Raw genomic sequence first — 20,023 nt, 5'->3', positions numbered from 1 at the left:
AATATACACATATAAAAAGTGCGGTCAAAATGACCGCACTTTTCTTGCTCTAAACTAGGTATCTACTGTTTCTTATGCATAATACATCTCAAACTCAACTGGGTGTGGTGTCATATTTAAACGTTCCACATCTTTACGTTTAACGCTAATAAATGCTTCGATAAAGTCTTTAGCAAATACGCCACCTTGAGTTAAGAATTCATAGTCTTTTTCTAATGAATTCAAGGCTTCTTCTAGCGAGCTTGCAACTGCTGGAATATCTTTTAATTCTTCTGGTGGAAGATCATAAAGATTTTTATCCATTGCATCGCCTGGATGAATTTTGTTCACCACTCCATCAAGACCTGCCATCAATAATGCAGCGAACGCAAGATATGGGTTTGCCAATGGATCTGGGAAACGCGCTTCAATACGGATTGCTTTCGGGCTGGTTACTGCTGGGATACGGATTGACGCAGAACGATTACTTGCAGAATAAGCCAACAATACTGGCGCTTCAAAACCAGGCACTAAACGTTTGTATGAGTTAGTGCTTGGGTTAGTGAAAGCATTTAAGGCTTTAGCATGCTTAATGATGCCGCCGATGTAATAAAGTGCGGTTTCAGAAAGGCCGGCATATTTATCGCCTTGGAAAATGTTTTTACCATCTTTGCTTAATGACATATTACAGTGCATGCCTGAACCATTATCACCCGTAATTGGTTTTGGCATAAAGCAAGCGGTTTTACCGTGTTCTAATGCAACATTTTGTACCACATATTTATAGATTTGAGTTTCATCTGCTTTTAAAGTTAAGCTATTGAATTTCGTTGCAATTTCGTTTTGGCCCGCGGTTGCCACTTCATGGTGGTGAGCTTCGATGACTAAGCCCATTTCTTCTAAAATCAAACACATTTCAGAACGAATATCGTGTGCCGTATCAATTGGTGCCACCGCACAATAACCACCTTTTTTCAATGGACGATAAGCATTGTTACCACCTTCATATTTTTTGTTGGTGTTCCAAGCGGCTTCAATATCATCAATGGCGAAAGAAGCGCGGTTCATTGACACATCAAAACGTACATCATCAAATAAGAAGAACTCTGGCTCAGGACCAAAGAATGCTTGATCAGCAATACCGGTTGAACGCATATAGTTTTCTGCACGAATAGCAATTGAACGCGGATCACGATCATAGCTTTGCATGGTTGTTGGCTCATAAACGCTACAACGAATTGAAAGTGTTGGGATCTGCGCAAATGGATCGACTACTGCAGTTTCAGCGATTGGCATTAAAAGCATATCGGCTTTGTTAATGGTTTTCCAACCTTCAACAGAAGAGCCATCGAACATTTTGCCATCTTCAAACATATCTTCATCGACAAGGCTAACCGGGATAGAAACGCCGTGTTCTTTACCTTTGATGTCGGTGAAACGAAGTAGCGCGAACTTAATATCGTTCTCTTCGATCAGTTTGAATACGTTGGCAATTGCATTTGCATTTGGCATAGGGAGTCCTCTATTTTGCTATGTATATAATCTTTATAAAAATTAAAAGAGCATTATAACGCAACCGCTTACTTTTTTCATGGGATTTATTTTAAACACTGGCATAGCAGAGTAACGAAATATCGTGTATAATTTTTGCCCTTTCGAGATTCTCGTAGGGTGAGTTTGACTCACCAATTTAAACTACTTGGACTATTCGGTGGCATAAAAATCCACCCTACAAAACTTAAACTTTAAGAACGTAATAAATGAAAAACGACATTGATATTAATAAATTGCGCAATATCGCAATTATCGCTCACGTTGACCATGGTAAAACCACCCTCGTTGACAAACTTCTTCAACAATCCGGTACATTTGAATCAACTCGTGGTGATGTTGATGAGCGCGTAATGGACTCAAACGATCTTGAAAAAGAACGTGGTATTACCATTCTTGCAAAAAATACCGCAATTAACTGGAATGGTTATCGCATTAACATCGTAGATACCCCAGGACACGCCGACTTCGGTGGTGAAGTAGAACGTGTGCTTTCTATGGTGGATTCTGTACTTTTAGTGGTAGATGCCTTTGATGGTCCGATGCCACAAACACGTTTCGTGACACAAAAAGCCTTTGCTCATGGTTTAAAACCAATTGTAGTTATCAACAAAGTTGACCGTCCAGGCGCACGTCCTGATTGGGTGGTGGATCAAGTCTTTGATTTATTCGTTAACCTTGGTGCAACCGATGAGCAATTAGACTTCCCTATTATCTATGCTTCTGCATTAAATGGTGTGGCAGGGCTTGAACACGAAGATTTAGCGGAAGATATGACCCCATTATTTGAAGCGATTGTTCAACACGTTGAACCGCCAAAAGTGGAACTTGATGCCCCATTCCAAATGCAAATCTCCCAATTAGACTATAACAGCTATGTGGGTGTTATCGGTATCGGCCGTATCAAACGTGGTGCTATCAAACCAAATCAACCTGTGACTATCATTGATGGCGAAGGTAAAACTCGTCAAGGCCGTGTGGGTCAAGTATTAGGCCACCTTGGTTTACAACGTTATGAAGAAGATGTTGCTTACGCAGGTGATATCATCGCGATTACTGGTTTAGGTGAATTAAATATCTCGGATACCATTTGTGATATAAACGCGGTTGAAGCCTTACCTTCATTAACCGTTGATGAACCAACCGTAACCATGTTCTTCTGTGTAAATACTTCACCGTTTGCAGGTCAAGAAGGTAAATATGTGACTTCTCGTCAAATTCTTGAACGTTTAAACAAAGAGTTAGTTCACAACGTCGCATTACGCGTAGAAGAAACGCCAAACCCAGATGAATTTCGTGTTTCTGGTCGTGGTGAATTACACCTTTCTGTATTAATTGAAAATATGCGTCGCGAAGGTTATGAACTTGCGGTTTCTCGTCCTAAAGTAATCTACCGTGAAATCAACGGCAAAAAACAAGAGCCTTACGAGCAAGTGACTATCGACGTAGAAGAACAACACCAAGGTTCAGTTATGGAAGCATTAGGTATCCGTAAAGGTGAAGTTCGCGATATGATGCCGGATGGCAAAGGTCGTGTACGTTTAGAATACATCATCCCTAGCCGTGGCTTGATCGGTTTCCGTGGTGAATTCATGACTATGACATCTGGTACTGGTTTACTTTACTCTAGTTTCGACCACTACGATGACATCAAACCAGGTGAAATCGGCCAACGTAAAAACGGTGTATTAATTTCTAACGCAACGGGTAAAGCACTTGCTTATGCACTATTTGGTTTACAAGAACGTGGTAAATTAATGATCGAAGCCAACGTAGAAGTTTACGAAGGTCAAATCATCGGTATTCACAGCCGTACAAACGACTTAACTGTTAACTGTTTACAAGGTAAAAAACTCACCAACATGCGTGCGTCAGGTAAAGATGATGCCATCGTCTTAACCACACCGGTGAAATTCTCCCTTGAACAAGCCATCGAGTTTATCGATGACGACGAGTTAGTGGAAGTGACACCAGAATCGATCCGTATCCGTAAAAAACTCTTAACGGAAAATGATCGTAAACGTGCAAACCGTACCACAACCAGTACGAGTACTCACTAATTAAAAACGTGCGGAAATTTGACCGCACTTTTAAACAAACAAAAGGCGAACATCTCATGTTCGCCTTTTTTATTTCATGATTAAAACTAGCCTAACCTTACTTTCTCGCCACCGAATTCATCGAGTAAGTTTTCGGTCAGTTTAGATAAAATGCCCGTCATTAATACAAAATCAGCATCAAAACGTTGCGCATAATCTTCTTTTAAAATATCCGCATTTTTCTCACGCACTGCATCAGCAAATTTTAAACGTTTGAGCGTGCAATCTTCATTAAATACAAACGTCAGCGTATCTTCCCACTCCAATGCGAGTTTGCTCACCACTTTTTTGCCATCTTGTAAAAGTGCGAGAATCTCTTCATTTTCTAAAGGCTGTTTCTTACAACGGATCACGCTGTCTTCTTGGCTTCCTCGCAGTTCAGCCTCTTCTAATGCCACCAACCAATGCGGGATTTTTTCCTGCACAATCCAATCCGTTAAAATGGTCGAAGGTTCATTTGCAAATGCCAACGGTACAACGGGTAACGAACCAAGTGATTTACGTAATAACGCCAAGGCATCTTCTGCTCGTTTACTCGATGCCGCATCGACATGCACAAGGTTGTTCTCTGTATCAATCCATACAGAAGTTTGCTGATTTTTAGTGAATGCACGTGGCAATAAATTCATCACCACATCATCTTTTAACGTTTGTTTTTCCGTTTTCTTCAATTTACGGTTTTCTTTTTGCTCTAGGCTTTCAATGCGTTCATCTAATTCACGTTTTACCACATTCGCCGGCAACATTTTTTCTTCTTTTTTCGCAACTAACAAAATGTGTTTACCGACAGAAAAATGCAATAATTCGCTGTCTTTCAAGGGATTCGTCCAACCGAATTTACTTTGATCTTGTGAGCCACAAGGATGAAATTCACAATCTGACAACTGGCGTTGTAATTCATTAAGATCCCAATCTAAGGGCTTCGTCAGCCTATATGACATTAAATTTTTAAACCACATCGTAACACTTCCTTCATAATAGGGTAAAATATGCAACATTGTAGCCCATAAACTCACGGGAAAAAATGATGCAACAGAAATTAATTGCCTTCATCGGCGGTGGCAATATGGCACAAGCGATTGTGTTAGGCCTATTAAAACAAGGTTATCCAGCCGACCAAATTATTGTTAATGATCCTAATGAAGAGAAACGTGCCTTTTTTGCTCAATATGGCATCGCCGTTTCGACAGACAACGAGCAATCCATCATACAATCTCAAGTTGTGTTATTTGCCGTTAAGCCACAAGTTCTTGCTGATGTTTGTAAGCCATTAAGTGCGGTTGATTTCTCTGATAAATTAATTATTTCTATTGCAGCAGGAATTTCGACTGCCCGATTAGCTGAACTCATTCCAACAGCAAAATCCATTGTACGCGTGATGCCAAATACCCCTGCATTAGTGGGTGAAGGTATGGCTGGCTTATTTGCTGATAAAAACACACCTGAAATTGACCGCACTTTTGCGGAAGATTTACTTTCAGCTGTAGGGAAAACCACTTGGGTGACAAATGAAGCTCAAATGCATGCTGTCACCGCTGCATCTGGCAGTAGCCCAGCCTACTTCTTCCAATTTTTAGAAGCCATGCAACAAGGCCTAATGGAAATGGGATTAGATGAAAAGCAATCGCGTGAGCTAGTACAACAAGCTATGTTAGGCTCAGCGAAGTTGGTGATTGAAAACCCACAGACTTCGCTTTCCACATTACGAGAAAATGTGACCTCAAAAGGCGGCACTACTGCAGCCGCATTAAATGTATTCAATCAACACCAATTTAACGACATCATTAAACAAGCGATGCAGGCCTGCGTGGCACGCTCACAAGAAATGGAAAAATTATTCTAATGCAAGTTCGTCCTTTTACTTGGCTCGCTTTGAGCTTTTTTGGCTACTATTGTGCCTATGGTGTGTTTCTTCCGCTTTTCCCTGCATGGTTGAAAACGCAATCTTATAGCGAAGAAAGCATCGGCTTATTGCTCGCCTGTGCCTACATTTTCCGTTTCAGCGGCGGTATTTTATTTTCTGGCTTAATCAAACGTGTTTCCCTCTTAGTAAATGGCTTACGTTATTTAGGTGTGGCCAGTGCCATTACGATGGCCTTAATTGGACTGATGTCGCACAATTTCTGGCTATTATTTATTGGACTTGCGTTGTATTCCATGGTGAATGCGGCCGGAATGCCGATTGGTGATAGCCTCGCCAGCACATGGCAACAACAAATTCATTTAGATTATGGCAAAGCGCGCTTAATTGGTTCCTTTGCATTTGTTGTTGGTGTGATGGTATTCGGGTATTTTGTTGGACTCGTGGGTGAACAATATATTACTTGGATGATCACAGGCATACTCGTTTTTTACTGTATTGTGCAATTACTTCATCCGAACCCAATGCCGCAGGATGAACCTCAAAGTGCAGTCGAAAATTCCGTTGGATTTTTAGACTTGCTGAAAAATAAAACTACCCTTCGCTTGTTTATTGCGATTGCACTGATTCAAGGATCGCACGCAGCTTATTACTCATACAGCACTATTTTTTGGACAAATCATGGCCACTCCGTTTCCGATGCAGGCTTATTTTGGGGAATCAGTGTATTAGCTGAAATCGTGGTCTTTTTCTTCTCTACTCGATTATTCAAAAACTGGACCATTACAGCCCTTTTCTATCTCACCGGTATTGCGGCTATCGTGCGTTGGCTCGCGTTCGGTTATGCCGATACCTTTGTTGAAATCGTCCTATTGCAATGTTTTCACAGTCTTACTTATGTCGTTGGCCATTACGCAACCGTGCGTTACATCACCACTCAACCTCAAACCCATATTGCGAAATTACAAGGCTTATACAATGCCTTGGCGGGATGTGCAGCCATTGCGATTTTCACTGCGCTTTCTGGCGTACTTTATCCAATTTTGCCAGTTTATGCCTTTAGTTTAATGGCCGCCTTTGCTTTCATCGGATTATTTATCACTCCACGTGGCGTGAAAGCCTTTTTGGTACATAGAGTGTAAACATGAATAACCTTACGCTAGTCGATTTATTCTTGAATGAATATTGGATTGAAAAAGGATTGTCTGAAAACACCGTGCAGTCTTATCGTCTCGATTTGACTGCACTTTGTGATTGGTTGGATAAACAAAATTTATCCCTCGAAACCCTAGAACCCTTAGATCTGCAACAATTTTTGGGCAGCCGTTTAGAACAAGGCTACAAAGCCACTAGCACCGCGCGAATGTTGAGTGCGATGCGGAAATTATTCCAATATTTGTATCGTGAAAAGTATCGTACGGATGATCCGAGTGCCGTACTGAGCTCGCCTAAATTGCCAAGCCGCTTACCTAAGTATTTAACCGAGCAACAAGTCACGGATTTATTAAATACACCTGATGTCGAAATTCCGCTCGAGTTACGCGATAAAGCCATGTTGGAATTGCTATACGCCACTGGATTACGTGTCACGGAATTGGTCACGCTCACTATTGAGAATATGAATCTGCAACAAGGTGTCGTGCGTGTGATTGGCAAAGGCAACAAGGAACGCATTGTACCAATGGGGGAAGAAGCCGCGTTTTGGGTGCGACAATTTGTACTTTATGGTCGCCCCATTTTGCTTAATGGGCAAAGCTCTGATGTAGTCTTTCCCAGTCAACGGGCTCAGCAAATGACTCGACAAACCTTTTGGCATCGTATAAAGCATTATGCCGTATTAGCGGGAATCGATACGGATGCGCTATCTCCACACGTTCTCCGTCATGCCTTTGCGACGCATTTAGTTAACCACGGTGCGGATCTCCGTGTTGTGCAAATGCTCCTCGGACACAGCGATCTCTCTACCACGCAAATTTATACTCACGTGGCTAAAGAACGCTTGAAACACCTTCACGAAAGATTTCATCCGAGGGGATAAAATAAAAAAGTGCGGTCAAATTTATCATTATTTTTGAGCGCACTTTAGTATGAAAAGCTTATTTCAATGACAACAATCTCGCCACATTTTGAGCTGTTGAGATTAAATTCTGCTCGCCTTGCTTGAGAATTGTCGGTAAATCACTCAGACTTCGAATTATCGGGAACACCGCATCAATTCCATGTTCATACACCACTTCATAATCCTCACGCAAACAACCTACAATCGCGATAACAGGCTTATTAAATTGTTTTGCTGTGCGTGCCACACCGATTGGGGTCTTACCTAAGATACTTTGCGCATCCATACGGCCTTCACCAGTAATCACTAAATCAGCCTCTTTAACTTGCTCAGCGAGTTTCAAATTATCTAACACGATCTGCACACCGGCTTTGAGTTGCACATTAGGTAAGAGCAATAAACCACCGCCCATACCACCAGCCGCCCCCGCACCTGGTTGCTCTTGAATTTGTTTACCACAATCCCGCTCGGCAATTTCGGCGAAATGGGCTAACGCAGTATCGAGTTCCTTCACCATCTCAGGCGTCGCACCTTTTTGAGGACCAAAAATCGCAGAAGCGCCTCGTTCGCCACAAAGTGGATTATTCACATCACAAGCTACTTCGATTTGTACGTGTTGTAATCGAGGATCTAAATCAACCAGTTGAATTTCAGTAAGATTGGATAATTCCGCACCGCCAAAGCCAATGGATTGACCATTTTTATCCAATAAACGTAAGCCTAATGCTTGTAGCATACCTGCCCCACCGTCATTTGTGGCACTCCCACCAATCCCTAAAATGATGTGTTGAACACCCAGGTCAAGGGCTTGCTTAATCAGTTCACCCGTACCAAAACTGGTGGTTTGACAAGGATTGCGTCTATCCATTGGAACAAGATGTAATCCCGATGCGGCCGCCATTTCGATGATTGCTGTTTTACCATCACCCGATAAACCGAAAAAGCTTTTTACTTGGTTGTCTAACGGTGCAGTGACTTCTGCCTCAATTAAGCGCCCCTGAGTAGCATCTACCAAAGATTGTACGGTTCCCTCTCCCCCATCTGCCATTGGTAGTTTCACATATTCAGCGTTTGGGAAAATACGTTTAAAACCAGTTTCAATCGCATTAGCCACTTCAAGTGCGGTTAAACTTTCTTTAAATGAATCAGGCGCAATGACAATTTTCATATTCTCTCCTTAAACTAACTAAATACACCAAAAATTAAGGTGGACACAATGGTCATCATTAACCCCACTGCACTTTCATAAGGAATCAATTTTAAGCGCTCTTTCATGTCCATATTTACGCTACCACCAGTTGCATGGAAAAAAGAACCATGTGGCATATGATCGAAAACTGTTGCCCCCGCATGAATCATCGCCGCACCAGCTAGACTACTCACCCCCAACTCTAATAGCGTTGAACTAAACACATTCGAAGCAACAGCAGTACCTGCAGTTGTTGATGCCGTCGCAAGCGACATGAGTGCACCTGAAATTGGCGCAAGGATATAAGAAGGTAAACCCGAATGTTTTAAGCCTTCAATGAGCACATCTTTCATGCCGGAATTGGCAATAATACCGGCTAAAGCTCCCGTACCAAGTAGCATAATCGCCACCGGAGCCATTTTCCCTAAACCGCTAATCGCATAGTTATTGGCTTGGCGAAGCTTGCCCATACATAATGCGCCAATCAGACCACCAAGTGGTAAAGCGATTAAAGGATCGACTTTAATATCGGCTAACGGACGAAGTGCCAGTAAGAAGATGGCAACCAAAGGTGCCACAAGTGCGGTTAAAAATGAGGGTAAATTCTGCGTTTCGACTGTTACAACTTCTTGGGCAGAAACGCGCGAACCTTTGTTTCTTAACCGTTTTGCTAAGAAATACGTCAATATTAAGCCAAAAATAGCGGGGATAATCCCTGCCATCATCACTGACGTTAAAGGAAGATGGAATGTATCTGCTGCAGCAATCGCATTAGGATTCGGTGACATTAAGTTTCCTGCTTTTCCCCCACCAATCATCGCTAAGAGAATAGCGGGTTTTGATAAGTCAGTACGACGAGCAAGTGCTAAGGCAATTGGAGAGACCGTAATCACGGCAACATCAATAAATACACCAACAGCGGTTAAAATTAATGTAGCCAACGCTAACGCTAATAATGCTCTGGTTTCACCTAACTTGTTGGTAATGGTTTCAGCAATGGTATTAGCCGCACCTGATTCAATCAGTACTCCCGCCAATACCCCTGCTGCAAGAATTCGCATGACTGCGGTAGTTATACCTTGAGCGCCTCCGATCATGAGACTCACGGTTTGAGATAAATCAGCGCCGCCAACTAATCCCCCTACTAAAGCCCCGACTAACATACCATAGGCTGGTGAGACTTTTTTCAAAATAAGGAAAATAGCGACAATGAGTGCAATGAGTGCACCTAAGGCTGAGACTGTAGGCATAGCGTCCTCCTGTTGATATAAATATGCAAAAATCTTTCTTATTTATATCAGCAAAAGTAGAGGAATAAAATCTTGTCCGACTTCCACCAACAAAAACGGCTTATGTAAAACACATAAGCCGAAATTATTACTGAAAATTGACCGCACTTTAGAAAAATAAAATACTTCCCCAAACCACGACAACAATGCAAAGTGCAATGAATACCGCTGCTGAGCCTTGGTCTTTGGCTCTCCCTGAAAGCTCATGTCGTTCTGTGCCAATGCGATCCACCACGGCTTCAACGGCGCTATTTAAGAGTTCTACTGCCATCACAAGTAAAACCGATGAAATCATAAGTGCGATTTCAATTTTAGTGTCACCCAGCCAAAATGCGAGCGGAATCAGAATGCACGCAAGAAAACATTCGTGGCGAAATGCGGTTTCATTTTTGAATGCACTTTTTAAGCCTTGTAAAGAATATTTTGTAGAGTTAATTAAATGGGTTAATCCCGTGGTTTTATACATAAAAGTTCCTATGTTGTAATCTATAAACGTTTTGCTTCGATAACGTCGTCTAACTTCGCTAATCTGGCCAGTATTTTACTTAAACTTTCGACATTTTTCAGTTCAATTTCCATGTCCATCGTTGCCACTTGTTTTTTGGTGTCTGCACGGCTTGAAACCCCTAACACGCTGACTTTTTCATTTGCAAGCACGGTCGTAATATCGCGCAATAAACCGTTACGATCACTGGCCACAATGCGAATATTAATATGAAAACCAGCCGCATAATTATCCCCCCAAAGGGCTTCTACTACACGTTCCGGATGGGCAGCTTGTAATTCAATAAACTGTTCACAATCGCAACGATGAATTGAGATACCTCGTCCCATCGTAATGTAACCTGCAATCGCATCACCTGGAATTGGCTGACAACAACGTGCCATGTGGTGCATTAAATTACCGACCCCTTCAACAATGACATAGCCTTTATTCTGTTGTTGCTCGGCTTTCTGCTGCGCCTTTTGCTGTGCAGTATTTGCACTTTTACTCGCCACATGACGGAGAATTTCTTGATCTGCTTCTTCAGCCGTCACTTTGATCAATCGGCTTTGCAAGAAATTCATTAACTGATTTAAACGGATATCCCCACTACCAATACCCGCGTATAAATCTTCAAGGTTTTTTAAGTTATAACGCGGCAAAGCAAGCTGCTCAACCTGTTTCAAACTTATATTCAAACGAGCAAGTTCATTATCTAACTGCTCTTTACCCGCTGGAACGTTTTTATCACGATCTTGTTTCTTAAACCACGCTTGGATTTTGGCGCGCGCTTTTGAGGTATGGGTAAAGCCTAAGTTCGGATTGACCCAATCTCGGCTTGGGTTAGGATTTTTCTGCGTGATGATATCCACTTGCTCACCCATTTGCAGGTGATAAGTGAATGGCACAATACGTCCCCCAACTTTCGCCCCGATACAACGGTGGCCAATCTCACTGTGGATCGCATAAGCAAAATCGAGAGGCGTGGATCCCGCAGGTAAATCAACCACTTCACCTTTCGGTGTAAACACATATACGCGATCATCAAAAACTTGGCTACGTAATTCAGCCATCACTTCGCCAGAATCCGTAATATCATCTTGCCATGCAAGTAATTTACGCAACCAAGTGATTTTTTCTTCGTAAGCGGAAAGGCTACCTGTCGTACCCTCTTTGTATTTCCAGTGAGCCGCTACACCAAGCTCCGCATCATCATGCATTTGCTGGGTTCGAATTTGCACTTCGATTGGCTTACCACCTTTGCCTAACACCACAGTATGAATGGATTGATAGCCATTTGGTTTCGGGTTGGCGACATAATCATCAAATTCTTTTGGCAAGTGTTTGAAATGTGTGTGGACGATACCGAGCGCCGTATAACAATCTTGCAATTTATGTACGATCACCCTAACCGCTCTGACATCATATAAGCCACTGAATTCCAAATGTTTCTTTTGCATTTTTCGCCAAATGCTATAAATATGTTTCGGACGGCCGTAAACCTCAACCTGGTCGATATTTTCTTTTAAATAACCGGTTAACTCTGTGACGAAATCTGCAATATACTGCTCACGATCTAAACGGCGCTCATGTAATAATTTGGCAATATTTCGATATTGTTCTGGATGCAAATAACGGAAGCAGTAATCTTCAAGCTCCCATTTCAATTGACCGATACCTAAACGGTTCGCCAACGGGGCATAAATATTGGAACATTCTTTGGCTGCCAACACTTTTTCTTCTTCGCAAAAATGATTTTCCGCATCGCGAAGAAACGTAATACGTTCAGCAAGTTTGATGATCACACAGCGGAAATCGTCCACCATCGCGAGGAGCATACGGCGCACATTATCCACTTGGGAAGCATTGGCAGAATGACTGGCGTTGAGCTGACGGATGTTATCCATCTCTTCCACACCTTTGAGTAATTTGGTGATTTTAGGACCAAAATCTTCTTGAATTTGTTCCCAATCTACGAGCTGGTTGGCTACTAATGGGAATAGCATCGCAGTGAGCAAACTCTCACTGTCCATATTCATTTCATGCAGAATTTCCACCATTTCCACACCAGATTGCAATGTGAGCACTGCATTTTCCATTTTATCGGCGTGTTCAGCTATTTTAGCTTGAGCGTAATACCAGGCATCAATCAGGGATTTTTCAGTGGCGGCAGGAAGTTTAAGGCTCGAACACCATTGCTCGATCACAAAATCTTGCGGATTTAATAAGTGAGAACCACGAACTGCAACCATAATACCCCCTTGTTGATGAATATGGCTCGGTGACATCCTGTCAACCGAGTTGTCTTTTTAAGACAACAAAAAAGTCTGACTATTCTATCAGAATTTACACCTTATTTGATAAATAATGTCACTGACTCCAAATGACTGGTATGCGGGAACATATCAATCATGGCCGTTTTGATGATGCGATACCCGAAAGAACGGAGAATTTCTGCATCTCGTACTAAAGTTGCAGGATTGCAAGATACATAAAGAATTTTTTCTGCACCAAGCTCACATAACGCATTCAGCGCAAAAGCGGCACCACTGCGAGGCGGATCGAGAAGAATTTTATTGAAATGTTGTTTTGCCCAAGGTTGTTCTGAAAAAGCTTGGTCTAAATCGGCTTGATAAAATTCAACATTCTCAATGTGATTAAATTGTGCATTCGATTGGGCTTTTTGAACCATATCAAAAACACCTTCAATTCCAACCGCACTTTTCACGCGTTTGGCTAAAGGCAACGTGAAATTGCCCATGCCGCAGAATAAATCTAAGACATGATCATCCTGATTCAAATCAAGCCAATCTAAAGCCGTCTCAACCATTTGCTGATTTAGATGAGTATTCACTTGAATAAAATCGCGGATATCAAAAGATAAACGAATACCGTCTAACGCATAATAAGGCATTTCACCATGCACAAGTTGGATGTTTTGATCATCTTGCAGAAACAAATTCACAGCATTTACGCGTGCAAACTCGAGCAACAAAGTGCGGTCAGTTTCGGCTAAATTTCCTTTGTAACGTAACAACATGGCTACGCCATTATCCGCTGAAACTAATTCAATATGCCCTAATTGTTTCGGGGTTGAATATTTAGCCCAAAGTGCGCTCAATTTGGGGATAAGATGATTAATCGCAGGCTCTGCGACTAAGCATTGCTGAATACTCACTAGCTGATTGGAGTTTTTCTGACGAAATCCCATTTCAACGGTTTTGTTTTTAGCATTCCATAGCAAACTTAATCGTACACGACGGCGATAGCCCCATTGTTCGCCACAAATCATTGGCATTAATTGAATAGGCTCTGCCTGCAGTTTACTTAATCGAGAAAAAAGGGCTTTCTCTTTCGCTTTACGTTGCATTTCCACAGGAATATGTTGGCCTTGACAACCACCACAACGTCCATAATAACGACATTGTGGCTCAACACGCTGACTACTCTTTTGTAACCACTTTTGCGCCGTGGCTAAACCATATTGACGCTTTTCATCAGTCACTACCGCTTCCACTTTTTCCATTGGCAAAGCATTTTCAATGAACCAGGTTTTACCTTGAACTTTGGCGACACCTAACCCTTGATAATCTAAATCCTGAATCTCAGCGACAACTTTTTGGGTGGTTTTCTGTTTTTTTTGTGGAGCGTAAAGTAAAGCCATGATGGTGTATTAATCTGTTTATATCAAAGAAAGGATTATTTTAAATAAAGCACGTTTTGCGTAAATAACTCTCGACTTTTCAGCGGCTTATCGCCTAAATAAGGTTTGAGCGCGATTCGAGTAAAGCGCTTTGCTGCTTGCAAGACGGACTCATCGGTGAATTCCAAACGGTCAAAAGCAAGCAAATCTCGCCCATAAAAGGTTAAGTTATCTTTCACTAACGAGGCGATAAACCCCTTTTCCGCACGGTATTGGTAAGTCATCGATTCATCTACTGGTAAACCTGAGCCTGCACAATGCAAAAAATCGATGCCATAACCTAAGATTTTAAGTAAATGAAATTCAAATAGACGCAGTGTAGGCTCAACCTGTGGTTGAGTGGCTAAGCCTGTTAAGCATTGAAGATAATGCTGAAAAAGTTGTGAATTGGCCGTTTCGGGCTCGATCACTCGAGTAATCAGCTCATTTACATAAAACCCGCTATATAAAGCCGTTTGCTGCAAAGGCAACGTAATTGCTGCGGGCTCTGCTTTCGTGAGTGTTTTTAATGCGCCTTTTCCTGACCAACGAAGAAGTAATGGCGTAAAAGGCTGTAAGACAGATTTCCATGCCGAACGTTTCGCACGTGCACCTTTTGCAATAACCGTCAAACGTCCCGTTTCTTCAGTGAATAAATCCACCAAAAGGCTGGTTTCACTATAAGGACGACGATGTAACACAAAGCCGCGTTGGAGATCCATAAAAGAATTATTTGCCTGATTTTAATTCACTTGGTTGTTTAACACAGCGTTCCGCGAGCACTTCACCTACGCTAGTTTGTAATTGACTGAAGTCATCACGCTCCTGCCAATACCAACGAATATTCGCATAATTTCTCCCACGCTCAGAAATCACTCGTGTCAATTTTTCGGTTACATCATTAAAAGTAACGGTCACCTGGCTGAGTGTTTTTTTACTTTTTTGTTTTTGCTTGGTATGAACCACACTCACTTCTTTATTGCCTTTACACAAATAAACCGTCGCTGAACCCTTTTGGGATTTTTTATCAACGGTTTGCACTTTCATTTTCTGTGGTGCGGGTTTGCTTAATTCAACATTTTGTGAACAAGCGGAAAGACAAAGTGCGGTCAAAATTACGCTTAACTTTTTTAACATGAATTCTATTTCCATCAAGGGTTGTTTATGATTGCTCACTTTGCGAAATGAGCAAGGATAAACAATCTTATCTAGAAAAATGGGCGATTACTCGCCCACTAAAAATTATTTTTTATACTGATATGAACCGTCGGCTTGACGAATGAACTTGCCGCCATTTGATAAGCGAAGCTCACTTACTCGACCTTGACTATTCACAGAAACCTGTACTTTATCACCAGGTTTGAAACTGCTTAATGCATTACCAGCACCGCTTGCTTTGGTCATCGCATTCACATCTGAAATATTCAGTTTATTATCACGGAATACTTGCATAAGTGACACACCTTGTGGCACCGTTAATGTTTTTGTTGCACCAGTTGAAGCGGTTTGTGCTGCCGGTTCAGCTGCTTTCACTGCATTGTGGGTTGCTGATTTCGCTTCCACAATTTGAACCTTACTGTCTTTAGTCGCAACAGGTTTCGCTTCTTGAATTTTGCTTGACTCTTTTTTCACGGTTTGAGTCGGTTGAGCTGTCGCTTTTTCAGTTACTGGTTTAGGTTGTTTTTTCTCTTGAACCACTGGTGTCTGTTCACGACGTGGTTCTACTTTATGCTCAACCATTGCGGTATGTTTTTCTACAGTTGGTTGTACTGTTTTCACTGGTTCTTTAACTGGTGCTGGTGCAACAGCTGGTTGAACCGGCGCAGGTTGTGTCGCTGGTTGTTGAGTAACAGTTTGTTGTGCAGGTTCTGCAGTTTGTGATTTAGCGGCATCTGCTCTATCACCTACATATTCCATTGCTGGAGGTGTATCTGATTTAGCATCATTTGCTGTTTGTTCTGTGGTTGCAGGAGCCGTAGTATTATTGTTATCTAATACTGTAGTTTCAACTGGTTGAGACTGATCCAATGATTGGAATTGAACTGGAATTTCATTACTGGTTTGTTGTTCAAAAGACTCCACCGTATCTGAGTTTGGTTTTAGGGTGAAGAAAATGATCAGTAATACCACTAAACCTAAAATTGCAATAAATAAACGACGATGTTTTTCTGGTAACATTTGTAGAACCTTCCATTTTTCAGGTGATTTCAAGCTTGCTGCCGCAGCGGCTGCCGGTGCAACTGTTTCAGCTTGAGTTGTCACTTCTTCCACAATCTCTTCTGCAGGCGAATTTTCAAAAATCACTTTTTCTTCCGCTACGTTTTCTACCTGAACATTCTCAACGGGCTCTTGAGTTCCGAAAGCACTTGATGGCGCTGATTGTTCAGTATTTTCACTTTGAAATGCTTGAGAAGGTGAAAAAGGTTGGCTTGCTGCCGCACCAAAAGTTGGTTCGCGACGAACATGGAATTGCGTATCTGGTTGCTCTTTTTTACCAAATAAACCTTTGGCTTTATCAAAAATTGAGCCACTTTGTTGAACCGGTTTTCTTGGGGTCACAGAGTCAGAGTGATTAAATCCTAAATCTAATTCATTTTGAGATGAATTGTCGTTAGGTTGATTTTTATTATCCACGGTATTACCTCGATTTGCTAAACTAAAGATCGCACAAAAGTGCGGTGAAAAATTGAATCGTATTTTATCGGATCTTAAGCGGTGTATAAAGTCTTATTTGGCTCTCCACCGATTTCTCGTGCTAATTTGGGCACTAAATAGCCAGAAGTGAGCGTCTGCAATTCTTTATAAATTTGTAAGGCACGCTCATCCGAGATATAGAAATGGCTCGCCCCCTGCACTTTATCCAATAAATGCAAGTAATAAGGCAGAATACCCGATTGAAACAACTTATCGCTCAATACTTTTAATATATATGGGTTATCATTCACATCTTTTAAAAGGACTGATTGATTGAGTAAGGTAACTTTAGCGCCTACCAGTTTTTGCATAGCCAAAGAGAGCGCCTCATCAATTTCATTTGGGTGATTGATATGCGTTACAAACACCGCTTGTAATCGGCTTTTTAGCAATAAATCACAAAATTCATCCGTAATGCGATCTGGAATCACGACTGGCAAACGAGAGTGAATACGTAAGCGCTGTAAGTGCGGTATTTTTTCAAGGCGTTCTAATAGCCATGCCCATTCACTATCCTTTGCCATCATCGGATCGCCACCCGAAAAAATCACTTCTTCAATTTCTGAATGGGTCGCAATATAGTCTATTGCTTGTTGCCAACTCGTTTTATTGCCTGGGTTTTGATCATAAGGAAAATGGCGACGGAAACAATAGCGGCAGTTAACTGCACAGCCCCCTTTTGCCATGAACAGCAAGCGATTTTGGTATTTATGCAGAATATTAGGCACGGCATTTTTTTGCTGTTCATCTAAAGGATCTTGGCTAAACCCTTCGGCCTCAATAAATTCTTGTTGAGCCGTCATCACTTGTAAAAAAAGTGGATCTTTCGGATTCCCTTTTTCCATTTTTTCAACAAAAGGCAAAGGCACTCGCATAGCAAAAAGTTTACGAGCGGCGATATCCTCGGCAAAATCGTCAACGGGCAGATTTAAGGTTTTTAATAAGATTTTCGGATCAGAAATCGCATTTTTTAGGGTTTCTAACCAATTTTGTTCTTCTCTAATCGCAATATTTCGGGTTAAAATACGCACTTTCAAACAATCTCTATTTTTTAGGATATTTTTAATATGGCTACATATACTACCAGTGATTTCAAACCAGGTCTAAAATTTATGCAAGACGGTGAGCCTTGTGTGATCGTTGAAAACGAATTCGTTAAACCAGGTAAAGGCCAAGCTTTTACTCGTACTCGTATTCGTAAATTAATTTCAGGCAAAGTATTAGATGTAAACTTCAAATCTGGTACTTCGGTTGAAGCTGCTGATGTTATGGATCTTAACCTGACTTATTCATACAAAGATGATGCATTCTGGTACTTCATGCACCCAGAAACATTTGAACAATACTCTGCTGATGCAAAAGCAGTGGGTGATGCTGAAAAATGGTTATTAGACCAAGCAGATTGTATCGTGACTTTATGGAACGGTGCGCCAATTACTGTCACTCCACCAAACTTCGTAGAATTAGAAATCATCGATACTGACCCTGGTCTTAAAGGTGATACTGCGGGTACAGGCGGTAAACCAGCAACATTAAGTACTGGTGCTGTGGTGAAAGTACCTCTTTTCGTTCAAATCGGTGAAGTAATTAAAGTCGATACTCGTTCAGGCGAATACGTTTCTCGTGTGAAATAATCTTTCATTGAGAGATAAAAAGAGCGGTCAATATTTGATAAATATTGGCCGTTTTTTATTGCCTGCTCATTAGTTTCATAGAGATAAAAAATGCGGTTATTTCTAACCGCACTTTGATTGATTATTTCGCTTTTGAGCCTTCTAAATCTAAAGAAGGTTTTCTATCTGAGTTAACACAAATGATTTGTGCCGCCGCATAAAGCGTTGTATTAGGTTTTAAGCTAATAGTGTATTTCTCTTGTTTTTTCGGTGCGGCACGTAAGCCTTCGCCCCAGAAATCATCATAAAAATCAGTACGAACTTGGGTTAAATGGTAGTTCTTACAGTTTAAGATTTTATATTGGCGAACAGAACGTGCATAACGTCTTTTCTCATTTGGATACACATATAAACCTTTATCCAAATTCACCACGGCATCAAAATGCACTTGGTTTAAATCTTGGTTGTCCACCCAAATTGAATCGGTATCAATGTAGTAATTTTTATCTTTTACTAATCGAACATACCCTACTCTATCTTTTGAAGGGGGCGTTAATGTCACCTCTTCTTGTGTAACTGGCGATTGAACAGCTGAACAGCCTGCTAAAAGGGCTACACCTAAAAACGTTAATGCTAATTTTTTCATTTTTCCTCCTTAAAGCTTTCTAAAGCCTGCTGTTAATCTTTTTACACCTTAGCTTAATATTTTACCGTATGTCCATATCCTTCAAGGATTGTTTTAATATGCTCAAGTGATTCTTTCGTCGGTGGTAAAACATCTGCGAGCTCATATTCAAAACCAAGGGTTTTCCATTTATGAGCGCCTAATCGATGATAAGGGAGAAGTTCGACTTTTTCAATATTGGTCATACCTTCAATAAACTGTCCGAGCAGATGAACATCATGATCGTTATCGGTATAGCCAGGAACCACTACATAACGAATCCAGGTTCGCTGATTACGTTTTTGCAGATATTTTGCAAATTCCAACGTACGTTTGTTTGGCACTCCAATAAGATTTTGGTGCACTTGATCGTTCAGTTCTTTTAAATCAAGCAAAACAAGATCGGTTACATCGATCAGTTCATCAATAATGTGATCATAATGACGTACAAACCCATTAGTATCTAAACAAGTATTAATGCCTTCTGCTTTACAAGCTCGGAACCAATCTCGTACAAACTCAGCTTGAAGAATGGCCTCACCACCTGATGCTGTTACACCACCACCGGTTGCATTCATAAAATGGCGATAGCTCACGACTTCTTTCATGAGTTCTTCCACACTAATTTCGCGACCACCATCAAGATCCCAAGTATCACGGTTGTGGCAATATTTGCAACGCATTAAACAGCCTTGCATAAATAAAATAAAACGAATGCCGGGACCATCCACGGTTCCACAGGATTCAAAAGAGTGAATTCTTCCTAGAACAGACATACATAAATTTCCAAAAAATAAATCTAGCTAAATTTTACCAAAAATATCATCTATAAAAAATGAGCCTGACTTAAATCAGGCTC

At 41.3% G+C, this 20,023-nt stretch carries 18 protein-coding genes; 5 read left to right on the top strand and 13 right to left on the bottom strand.

The window, feature by feature from the left end:
• Positions 1 to 72: 72 nt before the first annotated feature.
• A complete protein-coding gene (glnA, locus tag HMPREF2732_RS00730; protein WP_070590136.1) occupies positions 73 to 1,491 on the bottom strand; it encodes a glutamate--ammonia ligase in 1,419 nt (472 codons plus the stop codon).
• 248 nt (positions 1,492 to 1,739) lie between these two features.
• Here glnA and typA point away from each other — a divergent pair, with 248 nt between their 5' ends.
• A complete protein-coding gene (gene typA / locus HMPREF2732_RS00725; protein WP_070590133.1) occupies positions 1,740 to 3,590 on the top strand; it encodes a translational GTPase TypA in 1,851 nt (616 codons plus the stop codon).
• A gap of 86 nt (positions 3,591 to 3,676) precedes the next feature.
• On the opposite strand, the gene rdgC is transcribed toward typA, so the two are convergent.
• The gene (gene rdgC / locus HMPREF2732_RS00720) at positions 3,677 to 4,588 is read right to left on the bottom strand and encodes a recombination-associated protein RdgC (protein WP_070590129.1); all 912 of its coding nucleotides are present in this window, start codon (positions 4,586 to 4,588) and stop codon (positions 3,677 to 3,679) included.
• A 68-nt stretch (positions 4,589 to 4,656) separates the two neighbouring features.
• On the opposite strand from rdgC, the gene proC reads away from it, so the two are divergent.
• From proC to xerD, 3 genes are read left to right on the top strand one after another with little or no spacing between them, the layout of a single operon-like run.
• Positions 4,657 to 5,472, top strand: coding sequence for a pyrroline-5-carboxylate reductase (proC, locus tag HMPREF2732_RS00715; protein ID WP_070590125.1), 816 nt, complete (start codon positions 4,657 to 4,659; stop codon positions 5,470 to 5,472).
• On the top strand, positions 5,472 to 6,632 hold the full coding sequence (locus tag HMPREF2732_RS00710; protein WP_070590122.1) for a 3-phenylpropionate MFS transporter: 1,161 nt from the start codon (positions 5,472 to 5,474) through the stop codon (positions 6,630 to 6,632). Before proC ends, HMPREF2732_RS00710 begins: the two co-directional genes overlap by 1 nt.
• A gap of 2 nt (positions 6,633 to 6,634) precedes the next feature.
• A complete protein-coding gene (gene xerD / locus HMPREF2732_RS00705; protein ID WP_005698164.1) occupies positions 6,635 to 7,528 on the top strand; it encodes a site-specific tyrosine recombinase XerD in 894 nt (297 codons plus the stop codon).
• Between the two features lie 58 nt (positions 7,529 to 7,586).
• Here the strand turns inward: xerD and HMPREF2732_RS00700 are convergent, their stop codons facing one another.
• From HMPREF2732_RS00700 to epmB, 9 genes are all read right to left on the bottom strand, one after another.
• A complete protein-coding gene (locus HMPREF2732_RS00700) occupies positions 7,587 to 8,717 on the bottom strand; it encodes a glycerate kinase (RefSeq protein WP_070590119.1) in 1,131 nt (376 codons plus the stop codon).
• Positions 8,718 to 8,731: 14 nt separating this feature from the next.
• Positions 8,732 to 9,988 carry a GntP family permease gene (locus HMPREF2732_RS00695; RefSeq protein WP_070590115.1) on the bottom strand — a complete coding sequence of 419 codons (1,257 nt, stop codon included), beginning with the start codon at positions 9,986 to 9,988 and terminating at the stop codon, positions 8,732 to 8,734.
• 148 nt (positions 9,989 to 10,136) lie between these two features.
• Positions 10,137 to 10,493 (bottom strand): diacylglycerol kinase, encoded by a 357-nt coding sequence (locus HMPREF2732_RS00690; RefSeq protein ID WP_049364783.1) that lies wholly within the window; start codon positions 10,491 to 10,493, stop codon positions 10,137 to 10,139.
• 20 nt (positions 10,494 to 10,513) lie between these two features.
• Positions 10,514 to 12,763 (bottom strand): GTP diphosphokinase, encoded by a 2,250-nt coding sequence (gene relA, locus HMPREF2732_RS00685; protein ID WP_070590111.1) that lies wholly within the window; start codon positions 12,761 to 12,763, stop codon positions 10,514 to 10,516.
• Between the two features lie 101 nt (positions 12,764 to 12,864).
• Positions 12,865 to 14,175: a 23S rRNA (uracil(1939)-C(5))-methyltransferase RlmD gene (rlmD, locus tag HMPREF2732_RS00680; protein ID WP_070590105.1), complete on the bottom strand. Its 1,311-nt coding sequence runs from the start codon at positions 14,173 to 14,175 to the stop codon at positions 12,865 to 12,867.
• 35 nt (positions 14,176 to 14,210) lie between these two features.
• Entirely contained in the window at positions 14,211 to 14,915 is a 705-nt protein-coding gene (gene recO, locus HMPREF2732_RS00675; protein WP_070590100.1) for a DNA repair protein RecO, read from the bottom strand.
• A gap of 7 nt (positions 14,916 to 14,922) precedes the next feature.
• Positions 14,923 to 15,330, bottom strand: a complete 408-nt coding sequence (locus tag HMPREF2732_RS00670) for an MliC family protein (protein ID WP_049364780.1) — start codon at positions 15,328 to 15,330, stop codon at positions 14,923 to 14,925.
• A gap of 105 nt (positions 15,331 to 15,435) precedes the next feature.
• Positions 15,436 to 16,827: an opacity-associated protein OapA gene (oapA, locus tag HMPREF2732_RS00665; protein ID WP_070590096.1), complete on the bottom strand. Its 1,392-nt coding sequence runs from the start codon at positions 16,825 to 16,827 to the stop codon at positions 15,436 to 15,438.
• 74 nt (positions 16,828 to 16,901) lie between these two features.
• Positions 16,902 to 17,918, bottom strand: a complete 1,017-nt coding sequence (gene epmB / locus HMPREF2732_RS00660) for an EF-P beta-lysylation protein EpmB (protein WP_070590660.1) — start codon at positions 17,916 to 17,918, stop codon at positions 16,902 to 16,904.
• Between the two features lie 36 nt (positions 17,919 to 17,954).
• On the opposite strand from epmB, the gene efp reads away from it, so the two are divergent.
• The gene (gene efp, locus HMPREF2732_RS00655) at positions 17,955 to 18,521 is read left to right on the top strand and encodes an elongation factor P (protein ID WP_005695259.1); all 567 of its coding nucleotides are present in this window, start codon (positions 17,955 to 17,957) and stop codon (positions 18,519 to 18,521) included.
• 121 nt (positions 18,522 to 18,642) lie between these two features.
• On the opposite strand, the gene HMPREF2732_RS00650 is transcribed toward efp, so the two are convergent.
• Both HMPREF2732_RS00650 and pflA read right to left on the bottom strand, forming a co-directional pair.
• Positions 18,643 to 19,146, bottom strand: coding sequence for a surface-adhesin E family protein (locus HMPREF2732_RS00650; RefSeq protein ID WP_070582679.1), 504 nt, complete (start codon positions 19,144 to 19,146; stop codon positions 18,643 to 18,645).
• A 53-nt stretch (positions 19,147 to 19,199) separates the two neighbouring features.
• On the bottom strand, positions 19,200 to 19,940 hold the full coding sequence (gene pflA, locus HMPREF2732_RS00645; RefSeq protein WP_049364777.1) for a pyruvate formate lyase 1-activating protein: 741 nt from the start codon (positions 19,938 to 19,940) through the stop codon (positions 19,200 to 19,202).
• Positions 19,941 to 20,023: the final 83 nt, after the last annotated feature.

The sequence above is a fragment of the Haemophilus sp. HMSC061E01 genome, from assembly GCF_001810345.1.
In the GTDB taxonomy this organism is placed as follows: Bacteria; Pseudomonadota; Gammaproteobacteria; order Enterobacterales; family Pasteurellaceae; genus Haemophilus_D.
This window is presented reverse-complemented; position numbering and strand designations above follow the sequence as displayed.